The sequence below is a fragment of the Nonomuraea polychroma genome (assembly GCF_004011505.1).
GTDB classification, from domain to species: domain Bacteria; phylum Actinomycetota; class Actinomycetes; order Streptosporangiales; family Streptosporangiaceae; genus Nonomuraea; species Nonomuraea polychroma.
In genome coordinates, this window is record NZ_SAUN01000001.1 from 3,140,132 (window position 1) to 3,156,949 (window position 16,818).

A 16,818-nucleotide genomic window follows, 5' to 3' on the forward strand; every position below is an offset into this window, starting at 1 on the left:
GGCGGATCGCTACTTCTTGAAGGCGTCCTTCGCCTTCTCCTTCGCTTGCCTCAGGTTGGCTTTGGCCTTCTCTGCCTTGCCCCTGGCCTGCAGAGACTCGTTGTCGGTGACGTCACCGACACGCTCCTTGGCCGTGCCTTTGACCTCTTCGGCCTTCCCCCGGGCCTTGTCCTTCCGAGCCATATCGGTCTACCCCCTTGTGGTGCATTGTCCGAGATCCGGCAATGGACGCATCCCCTCTGCCCGAAGACCTGGCGATTACGCGCCTCTCCTTCACGAGGTGCCGGCCGTCGGCAACGCCGCGGTGATGCGCTCGCCGCCCGGTGAGAGACGGCCGCGGACCCGGAGCCGACTGCCCTTTATCGGCACATATGTGTTTGTTTGCGCACTTGAGGGGGTAACCACAGGTGCTTACGGGGCTGGCGGTCATGGCGAGGCAGGAAGGCGAAACCCACCACCGCGACGTGCGTCCGGCGCGGCCGGTCCGCGCAGAGGCGCCGCCCTCGCGACCGCAGGCCGGTCATGACAGCACAGCCCGGCAGAAATCTGAAGGAAGAGGAAGAGGTATGACTGTCCAACCCGCGAGGGGAGGAGTGGCCGGAGGGCCGTCTCCGTCCGGTCTGGCGGACGTCATCGACACGATCCTGGACAAGGGGCTCGTCATCGACGCGTACGTCAGGGTCTCGCTCATCGGCATCGAGATCCTGACCGTCGATGCGCGCGTCGTCGTCGCCGGCGTGGACACCTACCTGCGCTTCGCCGAAGCCGTGAACCGGCTGGATCTGGCCGAGACGAAGGAGCCAGGGCTGCCCGAGATGGTGCAGAGCGCGAAGCAGGAGAAGGTCGCCGACAAGAGCAAGAACGTCGCTCATGGCGTGCTGGAGGCGGCCGGCGACAAACTGCGCGACGTCGCCGGCGGCGGGGGCACGGACAAACGCCAGAAGGCACGACGGCGAGAGGGAGAGGAGCGCTGACATGAGTGTCGCCACTGAACCAGGCATCGGCGTGTACGTCTACGGCATGGTCCCCAAGGACGCCGCGGTGACCGAGGACGCTCGCGGTGTGGGCGAGAAGCCGGGAGAGATCATGGTCATACAGCACGGCGAGATCGCCGCCCTGGTGAGCGAGATCCCCCTCGATCGCCCCCTCGGCACGCCCGACGACCTCCTCAGGCACCAGGGACTGCTGGACGCCACGGCGGCCGAGGCCCCCGTGCTGCCGCTCCGCTTCGGCGCGGTCGTGACGAGCGCGGAAGCGGTCGTGGAGGACCTGCTGGAACCTCATCACGACGAGCTCCACGCCGCGCTGAAGGAGCTGGAGGGACGGGCCCAGTACGTCGTCAAGGGCCGTTACGTCGAGCAGACGGTGCTGCGCGAGGTGATGGAGGAGCTTCCCGAGGTCGCGCGACTCCGCGACGAGATCCGCGCCCGCGGTGAGGAAGCGGCCCGCGACCTGCGGATCCGGCTCGGCGAACTGGTCGGCGACGCGATCGCGGCCAAGCGCGAGGCCGACACCCGCGCGCTGCTGGAGGCCGCCGCCCCGGTGAGCGTGCTGTCCGCCGAACGGGAGCCGTCGCACGAGCAGGACGCCGTCCACGTGGCGCTCCTCGTGGAGAAGGACCGGCAGGCCGAGCTCGAACAGACCGTGGCGGACTTCGCCGGGCGGTGGGCGGGACGGGTGGAGTTCCGCCTGCTGGGGCCCCTGGCGGCGTACGACTTCGTGGTGTCAGGGAAGGACGGTGCCCAGTGGGAGTGATCAGCCTCCTCTTCGGGTGGCCGCTCGCTCCCGTCAAGGGCGTGATCCGGCTGGGAGAGCTGATCCAGGAGCAGGTCGAGCGGGAGACACGAGATCCCGTCAGGATCCGGCACCGGCTGGAGGAGATCGAGCGGCTCAAAGCCGACGGCGCGATATCGGAGGAGGACGCGGCCCGCGAGATGGAACTCATCTCCCAGGAGATGACCGGCGGACCCGGTCCGGCGGCTGACGGACAGGAAAGGGGATGATCGCGTGCCTGCCAGGCGTGATGCGCCCAAGGACACAGAGCACGCCGACGGCGCGACCGGCAGGCGGCCTTCCCGCGCCCTGCCGGCGGCGGCCGCCGGAGAGGCCGGGCTGCGGCACATCACCGACCTCACCGCCAAGGAAGTGGAAGGCGCCACGCGCGTGCAGCCGGTCGAGGACGGCTGGGTGGTCGAAGTGGAGGTGGTGGAGGACCACCGCATCCCCTCATCCGGCGACATCCTGGCGCTCTACGAGGCGGAGCTGGACGGCGAGGGAAATCTGCTCTCCTACCAGAGAAAGCGGCGCTACAGGCGCGGCAACAGCACCAACCTGTAAGGCACAACATGACTGAATCGAGCCCGATGGTGCGCCAGCCCCATTCCCCCGCGGGCCGGGAGCCGGCGAACCTCGGCGACATTCTGGAACGGGTCCTCGACAGGGGGATCGTGATCGCGGGAGACATCCGCGTGAACCTCCTGGACATCGAATTGCTCACCATCAAACTGCGGTTGATCGTCGCGTCCGTCGACACGGCCAAGGAGATGGGCATCAACTGGTGGGAACGCGACCCATGGCTCACCGGAAAGAACCAGGAACTACTGGAGGAGAACCGCAGCCTCCGCAACCGGCTCGCCGTCGCGGAAAGATCGCGTCCGGCGCTGCCGGAGGAGGAGGGCACCAGGGAGCGGTCCCGCGAAGGGGAGGAGCCCGATGGATGACATGGGGACCTACCTCTACGCGGTCGCGCTCGAACAGGACTCCGCACCGCTGGAGGACATGACGGGGATCGTCGGCGGCCCCGTGCGGACCATCTCCCAGGCCGGTCTCACAGCGTATGTGAGCGCCGTTCCGTTGACGCAGTTCGGCGAGGAGCCGGTGCGGCAGTCGCTGGAAGACCTGGACTGGCTCGGCGAGACCGCCCGCGCTCACCACCGGGTGGTGGAGGCGGTGGCGGCGAAGGCGCCGACCGCGCCGGTGCGTCTGGTCACCGTCTATCGCGACGAAGCGCAGATCCGAGACCTCCTGGAGCAGCGGCATGACGCCTTCGTGGAGGTGCTGTCCCGGCTCGCCGGTCGCCGGGAATGGGGGGTGAAGGTGTACGCCGTCCCGCCCGTGGCGTCCCCGGCCGAGGAGCCGGCCGGGGACGCCGCCCCGAGCAGCCCGGGAACGGCGTACCTCAAAAAACGTCAGGCCAGTCTGCGCACCCGCGAGGAATCGTGGCGGCAGGCGGCCGCGCGGGCCGAGCGGATCCACGACGTGCTGGCTTCCGCCGCCGTGGCGAGCCACCGCCACCGAGCCCAGGACCCGCAGCTCTCGGGGCGCGACGAGAGGATGGTCCTCAACGGCGCGTATCTGGTCGACGAGGCACGCGCCCGGGAGTTCGGCCAGGTCGTCGAAGGGCTCCGCGGAGAGGGGATCGACGTGGAGCTGACCGGCCCCTGGGCGCCCTACTCCTTCACGACGCCCGTCGAGCCGGTGGAGAGCGAGGCGCGAGATGACACACCCTGAGCCGCGCGGCGCCGTGCCCGCGGGCGAAGGCGGCCTGCCGTCCGAGCGGGTGGCGCTCGTGGACCTCCTGGACCGGCTGCTCGCGGGCGGGGTGGTCGTCAGCGGGGACCTCGTGCTCTCGATCGCGGACATCGATCTCGTCCGCATCTCCTTGCGCGCGCTGATCACATCCGTGCGGGAGTCCGACACGATCGTAGGTGGGCGCCGCCATGACTGACCTCCAGCGCGCCGGCAACGCCCGCCCTGCGAAGGACCCGCCCTCCAGGCGTCTTCGTATCGAGGCCGACCGCGATGCGGTGGAGCGGGACCTGTCGCGCCTCGTCCTGACGCTGGTCGAGCTCATCCGGCAACTCGTGGAGCGCCAGAGCATCCGACGGATGGAGCAGGGTGACCTGTCGGACGAGCAGGTGGAGGTGCTGGGCCTGACGTTGATGCGCCTGGAGGAGGCCATGACGGAGCTGTGTGAGCGGTTCGACCTGACGCCGGACGACCTCAACATCGACCTGGGCCCCCTCGGCCCGCTCCTTCCCCGCTCCTGACCGCCGGTGGGGCCCAGCTTGGCGAGGTCATCTGGGCCGAACGGCGGCGGCCGCGACCCGTTCGGGCCGCGGCCGCCGGGGGATGCGCCGGTTATTGTTCGGCGCGGATCATTCGCAGGTGGTGCCGGATCACCGGCGCGCTGTCACGCGCCAGATCCTTCACCCACTCCGAATGACCCAGGCGAAGCTCCACCTGAGCCAGCCGGAGCGACCGGTAGTGGGCGTCGGCCTGCAGCCGCAGCCAGGCCCGGTCGAAGCGATGACCCGACCTGGCGGTCACTGCGCGCAGGGCGGCCCGCTGCTCGGCGCTCGGGGCGTCCGGGATGCGGACGTCCAGCCGGTCAGCGACCGAGCGCAGCCTCGCGTCCAGCCGGCGGTGATCACGGATCAGCCGCCAGGCGATCGCGCGCACGCCCCTGTCGCGGGACTCGCGCAACGCGGCCCGGCCGGCCGCGATCTCGGCGAGGTGACCCCTGTGCGCCTGCCTCAGATACGCCTTGTCCTGGGCAGAGGCATGCAGCACCCAACCGGCCTGATCGACCGCGCTGGGAGCGGCGGTCGCCGTGGTCTGGGCCTGCGCCGCCGGGGCGATGGTCAACGCCAGCACGGCCGCGAGGGTCGCGGGTGCTAATTTCCGTGCTGTACTCATCAGTCAGGTCCCTCCTTCCGTGGGACGGACCCGTGGCTGCTGCCCTATGGGGGCGGGGATATTCACCTCAATTCGGCGGATCGAAACGGCCGTCCACGGCGGTCCAGCCGCCGTCCACGTACAACACCGATCCTGTGACGAAGGTGGCGGCGTCGCTCGCCAGGTAGACGACCGCTCCGGCCATCTCCTCCGCCGACGCCCAGCGCCCGAGCGCGCTCTTGGCGGCGTACGCGGCGTACCAGTCGGGGTGGTCCTTGATCTGGCGGGTCAGCGGGGTCTCGACCACGCCGGGTGCGATGGCGTTCACCCGCACCCCGTGCGGCCCGAACTCGGCGGCGGCCGTCCGCAGCAACTGCACGAGGCCGGCCTTCGTGGCCGAGTAGACGCTCTGCCCCGGCTCGGTGACGCTCGCCCGGATCGACGCGAACCCGATGATCGACCCGCGTCCCCGTTCCACCATGCCCGCGCCGAACGCCCGTATCACGTCGAACGACGCCCGCAGGTTCAGCCCCACCACGCGGTCGAACTCCTCGCCGGAGTAGTCGAGCAGCCGCTTGCGGACGTTCGTGGCGGCGGTGAAGACCAGCACGTCGGCCGGCTCCTCTGCGGCGGCCCGGCCCACGGCCTCGGCGTCGAGCACGTCGAGCAGCCGTGCGGTGCCCCCGCACCCGGCGGCGGTCTCCTCCGCCGCGGCCAGGTCCCGGTCGGCGCACACCACGGAAGCTCCGTGGGCCGCCATGGCCAGCGCCGCCTCCCTGCCGATCCCGCTCCCAGACCCGATCACCACGGCTCGCCGCCCGTCCAGGCGGAACAGCGCGTCATATCCCATGACAGGCACCCTAGCGACTGGTCTGACCAGTGCACCAGGTGCCTGCCTCCGTGAAATGTCGGTGGCCGCCGCCACGATGGTCGCCATGCAGAGCATCGCCGCTTATTGGGACGCCGCCGCCGACTCCTTCGACGAGGAGGCCGACCACGGGTTGCGCGACCCCGGAGTCAGAGCGGCCTGGGCCGATCGACTCGCCGCCTGGCTGCCCGAGAGCCGGGCCGACGTGCTGGACCTGGGGTGCGGGACGGGGTCGTTGTCGTTGCTGCTGGCCGAGGGCGGGCGTCGCATCGTGGGGGTGGATCTGGCGCCCCGGATGGTGGCCCGGGCGCGGGCGAAGCTGGCGGGCACGGGCGCGGTCGTGCTGGTCGGGGATGCCGCGCGGCCACCCGTGGGGGAGCGGCGCTTCGACGTGGTGCTGGCCCGGCACCTGCTGTGGACCATCCCCGAGCCGGAGGCCGCGCTGACGCGCTGGGCGGCGCTGCTGCGACCCGGAGGACGGCTGGTCCTCGTGGAGGGACGCTGGAGCACCTCGAGCGGGAGTGGCGAGGGCTCGCGGCGGGACGCGGGCATGCCGTGGGACGGCGGGGTGAGTGCGGCCGAGCTGGTGGCGGCGGTGCGGCTGACCGTCGCGGACCTCTCGGACCTGCGCGTGGACGTGCTCGCCGACCCGGCGCTGTGGGGCAAGGAGATCGATGACGAACGTTACGCGGTGGTCGCGGTGACATAGCCCGCCCGGATCTCGGGCAAGGCCGAGGTCAAGGCCGGAGTGGGCTCAGGTGCGGTGCCGGGCCTCCCAGTCGGCCCGCAGCAGCTCGTATTCCACCTCGCCCTGCTCGGTGCCGTCGATGGCCTCGGGCCAGTCCAGGAAGAACGTGCGGACGTAGGTCAGCCCGCACTTCTCCATGACGCGCCGCGACCCCAGGTTCACCGTCATCGTCTGGGCCCACACGCGACGCGCGCCGGACTCGCCGAACGCCTTGTCGATCAGCGCCAGCGACCCCTCCGTCGCGTATCCCTTCCCCCAGGTCCACTTGTGCAGCCGGTAGCCGAGCTCCGGCTCGTCGGCAGGCCTGTCCTCGGGCGCCCGCATGTGGAACCAGCCGAGGAACGCCCCGGAAGGCTTCTCGATCGCCGCCCAGTACCCGGAGGCGATGAACCTGGGCAGCGTCTCCTCGACGATCATCGTGCGCGGCGTCGGCTTGCCGCCGTTGAGGTAGCGCATGACGTCGGGATCGTTGTGCAAGTGGAAGAGGTCGTCGACGTCGGACTCGGTGAAGCGGCGAAGAATCAGCCGGTCGGTCTCCAGGTAAACGTCCACCGGGAAACGCTATCCAGCGGGCGGATCCGAGGCGACGAATTTTCGGACCAGGAGTCAGCCGAGGCGGGGGTCGACGAGGATCTTCGGGGCGTCGCCCCAGCCGGGCTGCCGTTTTCCCGCGAGGACCGAGGCGGCCTCCTCCAACGGGACGGTGGCGGCGACCAGGGGACGCGGATCGACCTGACCGGAGGCGTACAGGTCGATGGTCCCCGCGAGGCCGCCGGAGGCGCTGAGCACGCCCACCGCCGTCACGTCCTTGAGCACCAGACGGCGCGTGTCGGCCAAGCTGGGCTCGGCGGACAGGCCGATGAAGACGACGGTGCGGCCCGGCTCCACGACGTCGAGCGCGAGCGCCGGTGAGCCGGGCCCCGTCGAGGCGTCGATCACGGCGTCGAATCCCACTTCCGGCGGCGTCGTCCAGGTGTGGGTGAAGCCGAGCGAGCGGGCGAACGCCAGCGACCGCCCGGTCACCCCGAGCAGGTGCACCTCGACCCCCTGCGCCGCCGCGATCATGGCGGCCAACAGCCCGATCGTGCCCGGCCCGATGACCAGCAGCCGCTCACCGTGGGCCACTGCGGCGGCGCGGACTGCCCTCAGCGCGTTCCCGCCCGGCTCCACCAGGGCGCCGAGCTCCGGATCGACCGGGCCGGGCAGCGGTTGGAGCGCCCGGACGGGCACGGGTAGCCGTTCGCGAGCGCGCCAGGCCAGCCGTTGCGGATGCCGATCTCGTGCCTTTCCGCGCACAGGTGCTGCCGGCCGGCCGCGCATCGTGCGCAGTCGCCGCATCCCAGCATGGTGTCGCCGGTCGCCCTCCGCCCGGCCCAGGCGGGATCCACGCCGTCGCCGGCCTCCCGCACGGTGCCGGCCCACTCGTGCCCGATCCGCACCGGGTAGCGGGCCTCGCCGGTCCGCAGGTACGCCATCGCGCCCGAGAAGAACTCCATGTCGGTGCCGCACACCCCGGCCCGCTCGACCTCGACCACCACCTCACCGGGACCCGGCGTGGGCGGCTCGACCTCCTGGACCTCCGCACGTCCTGGACCTGTGATGACGAAGGCGCGCATGCGGGCAGACGTTACCGCGGCCACCTCGCCTACCGGCCCTCAGGGGGCCGGATTGGACGCGCCTGCCCGCAGGGCGGCGGCTATCCCTGGGCGGCGATCTGGATGAGGTTGCCGCAGGTGTCGTCGAAGACGGCCGTGGTGACCGGGCCCATGGCGGTCGGCTCCTGCGTGAAGCGCACGCCGAGGCCCTTCAGCCGCTCGTACTCCTTATGCACGTCGGACACCGCGAACGAGGTCATCGGGATGCCGTCCGTCACCAGCGCCTCCTTGAAGGGCGGCACGGCGGGGTGGCTGGAGGGCTCGAGGACGAGCTCGGTGCCGTCCACGTCGTCCGGTGACACGACGGTCAGCCAGCGGTGCTCACCCATCGGAATGTCGTGCTTGACCGTGAAGCCCAGAACGTCGGTGTAGAACCGCAGGGCCTGTTCCTGATCGTCCACGAACACGCTGGACAGGTGGATCTTCATTCGGGCTCCTTCGAGGCGCGCCTGAGCCATCGGTCGACGATGGGTTCGAGCGGCGCTGTGTTGATGAAGTGGAATTTGTAGCGGCCTTCCCGGCGCGTCTCCACCAGGCCGGCGGCTTCCAGCACGTCGAGGTGCTGGGAGATGGCCTGCCGGGAGGAGGCGAGCTGGTATTTCATCGCCAGTCGCGCGCAGATCTCGAACAGAGTCTGCCCGTCCTTCTCGGTCAGCTCGTCGAGGATCTTGCGTCGCGTGGGGTCGACCAAGGCCTTGAACACGTCGGCCACGGACGCCACAATAGGCAAGTGGCGACTTGCATGTCAATGCGTGGGACGGTCCCCCTGCCGGCGGGGCGGGTGTCAGAAGGCGTTGACGAGGACGACGTAGACGGCGGTGCCGATGCCGATGCTGATCGCCGAGGTATGCAGCGTGCGCAGCACCGCGCACGGGACGGCACGCAGGGCGAAGGCCGTCATCGACCCCGCCGCCGTAAGGCGCTCCTTCGAGGTCCTGGTCGACCTCACCCTCGAGACGCGGGACGCGGAGACCGTCGAGCATTTCGAGCGGACCATGCATTTCACGATGAAAACCATCAAACCGGCCCCGTGACTCTTTAACGACAACGGACCTGGAGCAGACGCACCGATCACGCGATCTCGGCCGACCCCGGGTAGGTGACGGCGACACACATCACGACGGGGAGATTCTCATGCGAGCAACCTTGATCTACGGTGCCCGTGACGTGCGCGTGGAGGAGGTCCCCGACCCGGAGATCCGGCACCCCACGGACGCCGTGGTCCGCGTGCTGCGCTCCTGCATCTGCGGCAGCGACCTGTGGCCGTACGCCGCGAAACCGGCCGCCGAGCAGGGCGAACGCATCGGCCACGAGTTCCTCGGCGTGGTCGAGGACGTCGGCGCGGAGGTGTCCCGGCTGAAGCCCGGCGACGTGGTGGTGGCGCCGTTCGTGTGGGCCGACAACACCTGCGACTTCTGCCGCGAGGGCCTGCAGACATCCTGCCGGCACGGCGGATTCTGGGCCGCGGACGGCGTGGACGGCGGCCAGGGGGAGGCGGTACGGGTGCCGCAGGCGCAGGGCACGCTGGTCAAACTGCCCGTCGGCGAGGACTCCCCGCTGCTGCCGTCCCTGCTCACGCTGTCGGACGTGCTCCCTACCGGCCACCACTGCGCGGTGACGGCCGGGGTCGGGCCGCACACCTCGGTGACGGTGATCGGCGACGGCGCGGTCGGGCTGTGCGCGGTGCTCGCCGCCAGACGACTCGGCGCCGAACGCGTCGTGCTCATGGGCCGGCACAAGGGCCGCACCGCTCTGGGGCGCGAGTTCGGCGCCACCGACCTCGTCGCCGAGCGTGGCGAGGAGGGCGTCGAACGGGTACGCGAGCTGACCGGAGGCGACGGCACCCATGCGGTGCTGGAGTGCGTCGGCACCAAGGAGGCGATCGAGACGGCCTTCGCCGTGGCCCGCGCCGGCGGCACGGTGAGCCGGGTGGGTGTGCCGCAGTACGAGGAGGTGCCGATGGGCTTTGCGGAGTTCTTGCGCAACCTCACCCTCACCGGCGGGGTGGCCCCGGCCCGGGCCTACATCGAGGAACTGCTGCCCGAGGTGCTCGACGGGACGATCGACCCGGGCCGGGTCTTCGACCGCACGATCGGCCTGGAGGACGTGCCGGACGGGTATCGCGCGATGGCCGACCGCGAGGCGCTGAAGGTCCTCATCCGCCCCTGATCACCGCGGGTCCTTGCAGGTGAGGCGAGGCTCGGGGGCGTAGACGGTGTGGAATTTCTGCTTGCGCAGCACCTTGCCGTCGCGCTTGAAAATCCGCCACACGTCGATCGTGAAACCTTCCGCGCCCGGCATCGGGATGCACTTCGGGCCGGTCTCGCTGAGCGTGGGGAAGGGCTTGATGTCATAGCGCGGCGAGCTTTGGGACTCGATGTCGTAGCGCTTGGTGCTCCAGAAGTCGACGGTGATCGAGGTGGCGGTATAAGAGGTTTTGACCAGCACGCCGTACGGGGAGTCGTTGCGCCAGCGGAAGTCCGGCTGGGGATAGGAGACGGTCGATTCCCGCCCGGCCGGATAGCGGGTGATGTAGTACTGGTGGGCCATGTGCTGCACGTCCTGGAAACCACCGAAGAACACCGCGTTGAACATGGTGGTGGCGAATTGGGAGACGCCACCACCGACGTCGTTGACGAAGCGATTGTTCAAGATCATCGGCGCTTCCACGAACCCGCGCGCCTTGTCCCGCTTGCCCACGATGGTGTTGAGCGAGAACGTCTCGCCGGGCTGGACCACATAGCCGTCCAGGATGTCGGCGATGCGATGGATATTGGTGACGCGCGGCGCGCAGCAGGGATGCCGGGTGGTGAAAGAGCTGACCTTTTCCTTGATGCCGAACTTCTTGGCTTCGGCCGTGGTCACCCGCGGCTGCGTCTCGGTCAGCGGCGCGTCCACGCTGCGCTGACCGGCGGCGAGAGCACCGGAGACGGCCGTGCCGAGAGCCTTGGCGTCGATGCCGCGGCCCACCCGCGCGGGGATCACCTGCGGCCGGCCCTTCGCGATGGTGAACGAGGCGTCCCGTGGACGCTGCTTCGCGTCGACGAGCTGCTTCTCCACATCGGCCCGTACGTCGCGGGCGTCGAAGGAGGGCCGCAGCCCTCCCTGGCCGTCGGCGACGAAGCGCAGGCCGGCGGCGATCTGCGACGGGGAGAGCTGGACCTTCTTCGCGCCGCTGGTCAGCGTGAACGGGGCTGCGACCGCCGAACGGGCCACGGTGGTGGCGACACGGCGCACCTCCGCCGCGGAGACGCTCGGCTGCACGGCCCGGGTCGTCAGCGCGATGGAGGCGCGATTGCCGATGAAGGCGTCGCGCACGGCGCGTCCCGCCCCTTCCTGATCGAGCGCGCGGCCCGGCTTGGGGAGCACCGTCTGGGGTTCGACCCCCTGGTAACGGACGCCGCCCTGGCGCGGCCTGGTGTCGACGGCCTTGGCCAGCTTGCCCAGCTCACCGGCCAGAACGCGGTCATCGACCGTGACGCGGGGCTGGAGGTCGCGAGGGCCGCCGAACAGCGCACGGACGATGCCCGCCGGAGTGGAAGCGCCCTCCATGGCCGCCTCCACGGTGGCCGGGATGTCGAAGCCGAGCCCCAGCTTCGCGGGCGTCAGTCGTGCCGTCCTGCCTGCCGCGGTCAGCGTCACGGGACGTGTTTCACGCTTGCCGAGCTCGCGCTCCAGGCGTGCGCGGGCATCGGCCGCTGACAGGCCGCCGATGTCGATGCCGGCGACGCGCGTGCCCCGGGCCGTCTCACCTGCCAGGACGACCGCGGGCACGGCGTAGGCGAGGACCGGGACGGCGACGACCGCCGCCACGATGACCGCCAGCCGTCGATTCCGGCTGCCCGCTGCCGCCCGCCGGCCGTCCGCCGGCGCAGGTGGGTGCATGACGCGCCGGGTCATCCCACCCCCGCGTGAAGGGGGGATGCCGCGGCCCGGGCGACCGCGGTCCTCAGCCGTGGGTCCACGTCATGCATGGTGCGAGTCTAGCGGGAGCCTACTCATGGTAATCGTGGGGTTGTCCGGGGTGACTCAGGCCGCGGGGCGGCCCAGGTCACGCAGCTCGTCAGGGGTCAGCGCCGAGACGTTCTCGTCCACGGGGACGTCGGTGTACTGGTGGATGGTCCAGGACTTCCAGTCGGCGGGCGGGGCAAGCTGGCCCTTGGGCTTGCTGTAGTGGGCGACCCAGAGCGGATATTCGGCCAGGCCCTTGCCGTAGGTGTTGGCGAAGTTCCAGCCGCTGTAGAACATCGGGGTGACCCCGGTCTTGGCCTTCACGTGCGACAACCACGCCTTGGCCCAGGCGTTGACCTCGGCGACGGACTGGCCGTCGGTGGTCTCCAGGTCCAGGACGAGCAGGTCGCCGTGCTTGGCGGGCTGGGAGTTCACCACCGACAGGAAGTGCTCCGCCTCGGCGATGGGGTCGTTGGAGGGGTGGCCGTAGTGGTACGCCCCGCGCACGATCTGCTTCTTGTCCAGCTCCTGCCAGTGCCTGGCGAACGAGCGGTCGCGGAAGGTCGTGCCCTCGGTGGCCTTGATGATGCCGAACTGGGCCGAGCTCGCGGCCCAGTCGTACAGCGGCTCGTGGTTGGAGACGTCCAGGCCGAAGGCCAGCGGTCCGGATTCCGGCTGAGCCTCCTCCACGGGGCTGTGCCGCACGGGAGTCTGCTCGGAGGACGAAGCGAGCGCTGTGCCGACCACGCCGGTGACGGCGGTGGTTCCGGCCAGGATCACGCCACCGAGGGCGAGAGCGAGGCGCTTGGAGGGGAAGTCGAGACGGTTCTTGAGGGAATGGACGACTGCGGCAAGCTGGTGCTTGAGCATGGGGGCATTGACTCCTTGCTTCCATACCGCCTACCGGGTTAGCTGACGGGTTCGGGCGTGGAAGTGCCCTACGCACGCAGCCTGGGCTGGCGTGCGATTCACCCCAAAGGTTGGGTCCCCGGCTCCGCGAGGCGCGGATTAGGCGGCCGGACGCCATCCCAAGGGGTTCCTCGGAACAGCGCACGGTCCGGTCAACGGAACGGCAACGACACGACGAGAACCCGCCACGACGTATACCGCGGTTACGCAAAAGGTATATATCTACCCATAGATAGCGCAAGAGGGACAATCCTCATTCTCTGGAGTCGTGGACGAGCTGCCCTCGGAGGGGCACCTTGATCGCAGGGCCACTACGGCTCAGAGCGGGATGGATATGGCACGCGCCGGCGCTTTGGCAAACCCCGTTCCGGGTCCGTAGTAGGTAAAGAATTGCGCCCGCAATCCCCTACGTCGCAGGGGATTCTGTTGCCTTCGCCCGAGCCTGGCTTGCATCTTTCTATGCGGTCCGCTTACCTTTGAGGACTCAGGGCGTACGCCTGGCAGCACTACATGCCGCGGGACGCCCTATGTTTTGCCGAGACCGCGTCTCACCAGCACGACATTCAGATTCGTGACGATGACGCGGCCGCCGAATTCGCGATCACGCGAAACCGGGGACCCAATTTTCTGGGGTGAATCGACGCGCTTTCCTATGAGCGCGCCGTTGGGCACTTCCACGCCCGAATCCGTCAGCTAACCCGGTAGGCGGCATGGAAGCAAGGAGCAATCTCAGTATGGCCAAGAACGTCTTCACCCGTGCCCTGAAGCCCGCGAGCCTTTCCCTGTTCGCCGCCGGGATCAGCGTGGCGGCCGGCGCGGTCGCCACCGGCGCCCCGGCCTTCGCCGCCGACAACGAGTCCACGCCGCGTACCAGCGGGGCCTCGTACCAGGCCATCCCGCAGAAGGGCGCCGGCCAGGTGAGCGCCAACACGGTACTGAAGATCGCCGAGTCGCAGATCGGCGTGACGGAGAACGCCGCGGGCGGCGGGACGCCGTTCCACAGCTGGTACATGTCCTCCCCGCGGGCGGCCGAGACGATGGTCCGCGACGGCGGCAACCTGCAGGCCTACGCCAACGCCCCGTGGTGCGCCATGTTCGTCTCCTGGGTCGGCGAGAAGGCCGGCGCCCGGCCGACCGTCGGCTGGGACGCCTACACCGTCACCTTCGCCAAGTGGTTCCAGGCCAACAAGCACTGGGGCACCCAGGCCAAGCCCGGCGCCGTGGTCTTCTTCGACTGGCAGGGCGGGGGCACCAGTGGCATCGACCACGTCGGTCTGGTGAAGAAGGACAACGGCGACGGCACGATCACCACGATCGAGGGCAACACCGGCAACGGCAAGGTGGAGCAGCGCATCCGGCCCTACGCCCACGTCGTGGGCTACGGCTACCCCCAATACAAGACGGCCTGACCGCGAGGCGGGTCAGCAGACTCCTTGTCCAGTGCGATGGTCGAGGGAGCACGGGTGGTGCAGGACGACTCCTGCACCACCCGTTTGCTCTGCCCCGAGGGTCACCAGCCCAGCTCGTCGCATCCCTGATGGTCCGTGGGCTCGACCTGCAGGGTGGCGTGGGCGATGTGGTGGCGGCGCAGGAGCAGGTCGCGGGCCTGGTCGAGGACGGCGTGGTTGTCGTTCGGGTCGCTCGTGACCAGGTGGGCGGTGGCGACGTTCATGCCGGAGGTGAGCGTCCACAGGTGGAGGTCGTGCACGTCGCGGACGCCGTCGATGGCCGACAGGTCGGCGGCGACCGCCGTGGCGTCGATCCCCTCCGGCACGTGCTGGCCCAGCACGGCGAAGACTTGACGGCCGAGCGAGACGGCGCGGACGGCGACGAAGACGCCGATGGCCAGGGCGACGAGGGTGTCCCAGAAGGACTGACCGGTGGTGGCGACGAGCCAGCCGGCGACGATGACGCCGACCGAGCCCGCGGTGTCCGCCACGACCTCCAGATAGGCGCCCTTCACGTTGAGGCTCTCGGTGGCGCCCGAACGCAGCAGCAGCAGCGCCGCGACGTTGACGATCAGGCCGATGGCGCCGACGACGAGCATCGGCCCGGAGGAGACCTCGGCAGGGCCGCCGATGCGGCCGAGGGCCTCGATGACGACGTAGATGGAGACACCGAGCATCATGGCCACGGCCAGCAGCGAGGCGAACACCTCGGCCCGGTAGGAGCCGTAGCTGCGGCGCCCGGTGGTGTCGGGCCTGGTGGCGATACGTGTGGCGACGAGAGCGGCGCCCAGGGTGACCACGTCAGCGGCCATGTGACCGGCGTCCGACAACAGCGACAACGATCCGGACAGCAGCCCGAACGCCAGCTCGACGATGAAGAAGACGCCGATGAGCGCGAAGGCGGCGGCCAGCCGCCACCGGTGTCGGCCACCGGCATGGCCGTGTCCGTGTCCGTGCCCGGCGCTCATCCGGCGATCTCGCTGTCTCGCGTGCCCGGGCGAACGCCGCGGGAGAGGCCGAGCTGCACGCCGCCGGCCCGGCGGGGGACGATCGGGCTCGCACTCTCAACGCCTGAAGAGCTGTTCACATATGAACGATAGCGACACCCGTGACCGGCTTGTCAACAAGCAGCGACTGCCGCCACCTCCGTGTCCCGCAGGCGGCGCGGCCACGCGGTCGTGTCAGCGCTCGCCGCGTTCCGGATGGATGGCCTGCGTGTGCTCGGTGTGCGCCACCGCCAGATCCAGCAGCATCCGGACATGCGCGTCGTCAAGCCGGTAGTAGGCCATCCGGCCGGCCCGCCGCACCGACACCACGCGATGCGCGCGGAGCAGCCGCAACGCGTGTGACGTGGCCGATTCGCTCAACCCGCTCACCACGGCGAGATCACAGACGCACAGCTCCCCCTCCAGCAGTGCCAGCAACAGCCGCAACCGGCCGGGATCGGACAGCAACCCGAAGACATCCGCGGTGTCCGCCAGATCTCCGTCACCGGGCATGCGCGAGCGCACCACGGCGACCCGCTCGGCGTCCACCACCCGCGTGCTGCAGCTCTCGAGATCCGACACCTGGTTATTTGAAGAAGCCTTCATACGTCAACCTTAGGTCACGCGGTGGGCGTGCCGCGGCCCGGGCGCCTGCCTTCCCTCGGAAGAGTGGCTGATGCAAGGTGGGGGTGAACCTCAAAGTTGTCCTTGCCCCAGCTGAGAGGAGCGATCATGCACGCGAACGTCGGTGACATCTTGCTCGTGCACGGCCACGTCGTCGGCCAGAAGGACAGGAAGGGCCAGATCGTCGAGGTCCGGGGCCCGGGCGGCGCACCGCCCTTCCTCGTCCGCTACGACGACGGCCACGAGCAGCTCGTCTACCCCGGCCCGGACGCGGTGGTGATGCCGGCCGGCGACGAGTCCTGACGAGGCGGCGGGAGTCCTGCCCACAAGCGTTGACACTGGCGGGAACCGCTTCTTAAACTCATCATGTAGTGAATTCAATGGTGAGGAGCGATTCCATGCGCAGGACTCCCGCAGCCGTCGTCAGCGCAGTCTTCTTCGCCGTCGCGCCGGGCACCGTCGCCGTCCTGATCCCGTACTGGATCAGCGGATGGCGCCTGCGCGACCCCTTCCCTGACCTGGTCATGATCCCGTTCAAGGCGCTGGGCGCCGTGCTGGTGCTCGGCGGGCTGGCCGTGCTGGTCCATGCGTTCGTCAGGTTCGTGGTCGAGGGGCTGGGCACGCCGCTCCCGACCGCGCCGCCCGACCGGCTGGTCGTCGGCGGCCTCTACCGCCACGTCCGCAACCCCATGTACGTGGCGATCTTCGCCGCCGTCATCGGGCAGGCCATGATCTTCGGGGACCCGTGGCTGCTGGTCTACGTCGCCGTCATGGCGATCCCCGTCTACGCGTTCGTGCGCTGGTACGAGGAGCCGCACCTGCGCGCCAAGTTCGGCGCCGACTACGACGACTACCGCACCCACGTGCCGGGCTGGTGGCCGCGGCTGAGCTCGTACCACCCCTGACAAACCTCCGTCGCCCCGGATGTTGGAGTTCCCATTTGCGTGACGGT

General features: G+C 69.7%; 26 protein-coding genes and 2 riboswitches. Of the genes, 13 read left to right on the forward strand and 13 right to left on the reverse strand.

Going from position 1 to position 16,818, the window contains the following annotated elements:
• Positions 1-9: 9 nt before the first annotated feature.
• Positions 10-183, reverse strand: coding sequence for a CsbD family protein (locus tag EDD27_RS13930; RefSeq protein ID WP_127932814.1), 174 nt, complete (start codon positions 181-183; stop codon positions 10-12).
• Positions 184-566: 383 nt separating this feature from the next.
• On the opposite strand from EDD27_RS13930, the gene gvpJ reads away from it, so the two are divergent.
• Genes gvpJ through EDD27_RS13970 form a run of 8 tightly spaced genes read left to right on the forward strand, consistent with a single transcriptional unit; the run spans position 567 to position 4,049 of the window.
• Positions 567-974 (forward strand): gas vesicle protein GvpJ, encoded by a 408-nt coding sequence (gvpJ, locus tag EDD27_RS13935; RefSeq protein WP_127932815.1) that lies wholly within the window; start codon positions 567-569, stop codon positions 972-974.
• A gap of 1 nt (position 975) precedes the next feature.
• Positions 976-1,755 carry a GvpL/GvpF family gas vesicle protein gene (locus EDD27_RS13940; protein WP_127932816.1) on the forward strand — a complete coding sequence of 260 codons (780 nt, stop codon included), beginning with the start codon at positions 976-978 and terminating at the stop codon, positions 1,753-1,755.
• Positions 1,746-2,003, forward strand: a complete 258-nt coding sequence (locus EDD27_RS13945; RefSeq protein WP_206641393.1) for a gas vesicle protein GvpG — start codon at positions 1,746-1,748, stop codon at positions 2,001-2,003. The genes EDD27_RS13940 and EDD27_RS13945 overlap by 10 nt, the downstream gene beginning before the upstream one ends.
• A gap of 4 nt (positions 2,004-2,007) precedes the next feature.
• Positions 2,008-2,337, forward strand: coding sequence for a gas vesicle protein GvpO (gvpO, locus tag EDD27_RS13950; protein ID WP_127932817.1), 330 nt, complete (start codon positions 2,008-2,010; stop codon positions 2,335-2,337).
• An 8-nt stretch (positions 2,338-2,345) separates the two neighbouring features.
• A complete protein-coding gene (locus EDD27_RS13955; protein WP_127932818.1) occupies positions 2,346-2,720 on the forward strand; it encodes a gas vesicle protein in 375 nt (124 codons plus the stop codon).
• Complete coding sequence (locus EDD27_RS13960) at positions 2,713-3,510, forward strand: GvpL/GvpF family gas vesicle protein (RefSeq protein ID WP_127932819.1); 798 nt, start codon at positions 2,713-2,715, stop codon at positions 3,508-3,510. The genes EDD27_RS13955 and EDD27_RS13960 overlap by 8 nt, the downstream gene beginning before the upstream one ends.
• Positions 3,497-3,727 carry a gas vesicle protein gene (locus EDD27_RS13965; RefSeq protein WP_127932820.1) on the forward strand — a complete coding sequence of 77 codons (231 nt, stop codon included), beginning with the start codon at positions 3,497-3,499 and terminating at the stop codon, positions 3,725-3,727. Before EDD27_RS13960 ends, EDD27_RS13965 begins: the two co-directional genes overlap by 14 nt.
• On the forward strand, positions 3,720-4,049 hold the full coding sequence (locus EDD27_RS13970; RefSeq protein ID WP_127932821.1) for a gas vesicle protein K: 330 nt from the start codon (positions 3,720-3,722) through the stop codon (positions 4,047-4,049). The genes EDD27_RS13965 and EDD27_RS13970 overlap by 8 nt, the downstream gene beginning before the upstream one ends.
• A 91-nt stretch (positions 4,050-4,140) precedes the next feature.
• Here the strand turns inward: EDD27_RS13970 and EDD27_RS13975 are convergent, their stop codons facing one another.
• Both EDD27_RS13975 and EDD27_RS13980 read right to left on the reverse strand, forming a co-directional pair.
• The gene (locus EDD27_RS13975; RefSeq protein WP_127932822.1) at positions 4,141-4,698 is read right to left on the reverse strand and encodes a DUF4142 domain-containing protein; all 558 of its coding nucleotides are present in this window, start codon (positions 4,696-4,698) and stop codon (positions 4,141-4,143) included.
• A 67-nt stretch (positions 4,699-4,765) separates the two neighbouring features.
• Positions 4,766-5,527, reverse strand: a complete 762-nt coding sequence (locus EDD27_RS13980) for an SDR family NAD(P)-dependent oxidoreductase (protein ID WP_127932823.1) — start codon at positions 5,525-5,527, stop codon at positions 4,766-4,768.
• 55 nt (positions 5,528-5,582) lie between these two features.
• Between EDD27_RS13980 and EDD27_RS13985 the strand changes: the two genes are divergently transcribed.
• Complete coding sequence (locus EDD27_RS13985; protein ID WP_241564028.1) at positions 5,583-6,254, forward strand: class I SAM-dependent methyltransferase; 672 nt, start codon at positions 5,583-5,585, stop codon at positions 6,252-6,254.
• Positions 6,255-6,299: 45 nt separating this feature from the next.
• Here EDD27_RS13985 and EDD27_RS13990 read toward each other — a convergent pair whose 3' ends face one another.
• The 6 genes from EDD27_RS13990 to EDD27_RS54155 all read right to left on the reverse strand — a co-directional run bounded on the left by EDD27_RS13990 (position 6,300) and on the right by EDD27_RS54155 (position 8,945).
• The gene (locus EDD27_RS13990; RefSeq protein ID WP_127932824.1) at positions 6,300-6,845 is read right to left on the reverse strand and encodes a GNAT family N-acetyltransferase; all 546 of its coding nucleotides are present in this window, start codon (positions 6,843-6,845) and stop codon (positions 6,300-6,302) included.
• Positions 6,846-6,899: 54 nt separating this feature from the next.
• A complete protein-coding gene (locus tag EDD27_RS56470) occupies positions 6,900-7,523 on the reverse strand; it encodes a zinc-binding dehydrogenase (RefSeq protein WP_241564029.1) in 624 nt (207 codons plus the stop codon).
• Positions 7,439-7,909 (reverse strand): alcohol dehydrogenase catalytic domain-containing protein, encoded by a 471-nt coding sequence (locus EDD27_RS56475; RefSeq protein WP_241564030.1) that lies wholly within the window; start codon positions 7,907-7,909, stop codon positions 7,439-7,441. The genes EDD27_RS56470 and EDD27_RS56475 overlap by 85 nt, the downstream gene beginning before the upstream one ends.
• An 80-nt stretch (positions 7,910-7,989) precedes the next feature.
• Complete coding sequence (locus EDD27_RS14000; RefSeq protein ID WP_127932825.1) at positions 7,990-8,376, reverse strand: VOC family protein; 387 nt, start codon at positions 8,374-8,376, stop codon at positions 7,990-7,992.
• Positions 8,373-8,660, reverse strand: coding sequence for an ArsR/SmtB family transcription factor (locus EDD27_RS14005; protein WP_127932826.1), 288 nt, complete (start codon positions 8,658-8,660; stop codon positions 8,373-8,375). Before EDD27_RS14005 ends, EDD27_RS14000 begins: the two co-directional genes overlap by 4 nt.
• 72 nt (positions 8,661-8,732) lie before the next feature.
• On the reverse strand, positions 8,733-8,945 hold the full coding sequence (locus tag EDD27_RS54155; protein WP_164903607.1) for a hypothetical protein: 213 nt from the start codon (positions 8,943-8,945) through the stop codon (positions 8,733-8,735).
• Positions 8,946-9,082: 137 nt separating this feature from the next.
• Between EDD27_RS54155 and EDD27_RS14015 the strand changes: the two genes are divergently transcribed.
• Positions 9,083-10,117, forward strand: a complete 1,035-nt coding sequence (locus tag EDD27_RS14015; protein ID WP_127932827.1) for a zinc-binding dehydrogenase — start codon at positions 9,083-9,085, stop codon at positions 10,115-10,117.
• On the opposite strand, the gene EDD27_RS14020 is transcribed toward EDD27_RS14015, so the two are convergent.
• Together EDD27_RS14020 and EDD27_RS14025 are read right to left on the reverse strand one after the other, a co-directional pair.
• On the reverse strand, positions 10,118-11,848 hold the full coding sequence (locus EDD27_RS14020; RefSeq protein WP_127932828.1) for a VanW family protein: 1,731 nt from the start codon (positions 11,846-11,848) through the stop codon (positions 10,118-10,120).
• Positions 11,849-11,977: 129 nt separating this feature from the next.
• On the reverse strand, positions 11,978-12,769 hold the full coding sequence (locus EDD27_RS14025) for a glycoside hydrolase family 25 protein (RefSeq protein WP_127932829.1): 792 nt from the start codon (positions 12,767-12,769) through the stop codon (positions 11,978-11,980).
• 12 nt (positions 12,770-12,781) lie between these two features.
• A riboswitch (cyclic di-AMP (ydaO/yuaA leader) is annotated at positions 12,782-12,924 on the reverse strand.
• 461 nt (positions 12,925-13,385) lie between these two features.
• A riboswitch (cyclic di-AMP (ydaO/yuaA leader) is annotated at positions 13,386-13,531 on the forward strand.
• Between the two features lie 11 nt (positions 13,532-13,542).
• Here EDD27_RS14025 and EDD27_RS14030 point away from each other — a divergent pair.
• Positions 13,543-14,217 carry a CHAP domain-containing protein gene (locus EDD27_RS14030; RefSeq protein WP_127932830.1) on the forward strand — a complete coding sequence of 225 codons (675 nt, stop codon included), beginning with the start codon at positions 13,543-13,545 and terminating at the stop codon, positions 14,215-14,217.
• 101 nt (positions 14,218-14,318) lie between these two features.
• Here the strand turns inward: EDD27_RS14030 and EDD27_RS14035 are convergent, their stop codons facing one another.
• Both EDD27_RS14035 and EDD27_RS14040 read right to left on the reverse strand, forming a co-directional pair.
• Positions 14,319-15,224, reverse strand: coding sequence for a cation diffusion facilitator family transporter (locus tag EDD27_RS14035; protein WP_127932831.1), 906 nt, complete (start codon positions 15,222-15,224; stop codon positions 14,319-14,321).
• Between the two features lie 213 nt (positions 15,225-15,437).
• Positions 15,438-15,824, reverse strand: coding sequence for an ArsR/SmtB family transcription factor (locus EDD27_RS14040; RefSeq protein WP_241564031.1), 387 nt, complete (start codon positions 15,822-15,824; stop codon positions 15,438-15,440).
• Between the two features lie 150 nt (positions 15,825-15,974).
• On the opposite strand from EDD27_RS14040, the gene EDD27_RS14045 reads away from it, so the two are divergent.
• Together EDD27_RS14045 and EDD27_RS14050 are read left to right on the forward strand one after the other, a co-directional pair.
• Positions 15,975-16,169, forward strand: coding sequence for a DUF1918 domain-containing protein (locus EDD27_RS14045; protein ID WP_127932833.1), 195 nt, complete (start codon positions 15,975-15,977; stop codon positions 16,167-16,169).
• Between the two features lie 95 nt (positions 16,170-16,264).
• Entirely contained in the window at positions 16,265-16,771 is a 507-nt protein-coding gene (locus EDD27_RS14050) for a methyltransferase family protein (RefSeq protein ID WP_127932834.1), read from the forward strand.
• Positions 16,772-16,818 lie beyond the last annotated feature (47 nt).

Coding starts and splice junctions, on each gene's coding strand:
- EDD27_RS13930 (WP_127932814.1), bottom strand. CDS start 183: ATGGCTCGGAAGGACAAGGCCCGGGGGAAGGCCGAAGAGGTCAAAGGC.
- gvpJ (WP_127932815.1), top strand. CDS start 567: ATGACTGTCCAACCCGCGAGGGGAGGAGTGGCCGGAGGGCCGTCTCCG.
- EDD27_RS13940 (WP_127932816.1), top strand. CDS start 976: ATGAGTGTCGCCACTGAACCAGGCATCGGCGTGTACGTCTACGGCATG.
- EDD27_RS13955 (WP_127932818.1), top strand. CDS start 2,346: ATGACTGAATCGAGCCCGATGGTGCGCCAGCCCCATTCCCCCGCGGGC.
- EDD27_RS13960 (WP_127932819.1), top strand. CDS start 2,713: ATGGATGACATGGGGACCTACCTCTACGCGGTCGCGCTCGAACAGGAC.
- EDD27_RS13965 (WP_127932820.1), top strand. CDS start 3,497: ATGACACACCCTGAGCCGCGCGGCGCCGTGCCCGCGGGCGAAGGCGGC.
- EDD27_RS13970 (WP_127932821.1), top strand. CDS start 3,720: ATGACTGACCTCCAGCGCGCCGGCAACGCCCGCCCTGCGAAGGACCCG.
- EDD27_RS13975 (WP_127932822.1), bottom strand. CDS start 4,698: ATGAGTACAGCACGGAAATTAGCACCCGCGACCCTCGCGGCCGTGCTG.
- EDD27_RS13980 (WP_127932823.1), bottom strand. CDS start 5,527: ATGGGATATGACGCGCTGTTCCGCCTGGACGGGCGGCGAGCCGTGGTG.
- EDD27_RS13985 (WP_241564028.1), top strand. CDS start 5,583: ATGTCGGTGGCCGCCGCCACGATGGTCGCCATGCAGAGCATCGCCGCT.
- EDD27_RS56475 (WP_241564030.1), bottom strand. CDS start 7,909: ATGCGCGCCTTCGTCATCACAGGTCCAGGACGTGCGGAGGTCCAGGAG.
- EDD27_RS14000 (WP_127932825.1), bottom strand. CDS start 8,376: ATGAAGATCCACCTGTCCAGCGTGTTCGTGGACGATCAGGAACAGGCC.
- EDD27_RS54155 (WP_164903607.1), bottom strand. CDS start 8,945: ATGGTCCGCTCGAAATGCTCGACGGTCTCCGCGTCCCGCGTCTCGAGG.
- EDD27_RS14015 (WP_127932827.1), top strand. CDS start 9,083: ATGCGAGCAACCTTGATCTACGGTGCCCGTGACGTGCGCGTGGAGGAG.
- EDD27_RS14020 (WP_127932828.1), bottom strand. CDS start 11,848: ATGACCCGGCGCGTCATGCACCCACCTGCGCCGGCGGACGGCCGGCGG.
- EDD27_RS14025 (WP_127932829.1), bottom strand. CDS start 12,769: ATGCTCAAGCACCAGCTTGCCGCAGTCGTCCATTCCCTCAAGAACCGT.
- EDD27_RS14030 (WP_127932830.1), top strand. CDS start 13,543: ATGGCCAAGAACGTCTTCACCCGTGCCCTGAAGCCCGCGAGCCTTTCC.
- EDD27_RS14035 (WP_127932831.1), bottom strand. CDS start 15,224: ATGAGCGCCGGGCACGGACACGGACACGGCCATGCCGGTGGCCGACAC.
- EDD27_RS14045 (WP_127932833.1), top strand. CDS start 15,975: ATGCACGCGAACGTCGGTGACATCTTGCTCGTGCACGGCCACGTCGTC.
- EDD27_RS14050 (WP_127932834.1), top strand. CDS start 16,265: ATGCGCAGGACTCCCGCAGCCGTCGTCAGCGCAGTCTTCTTCGCCGTC.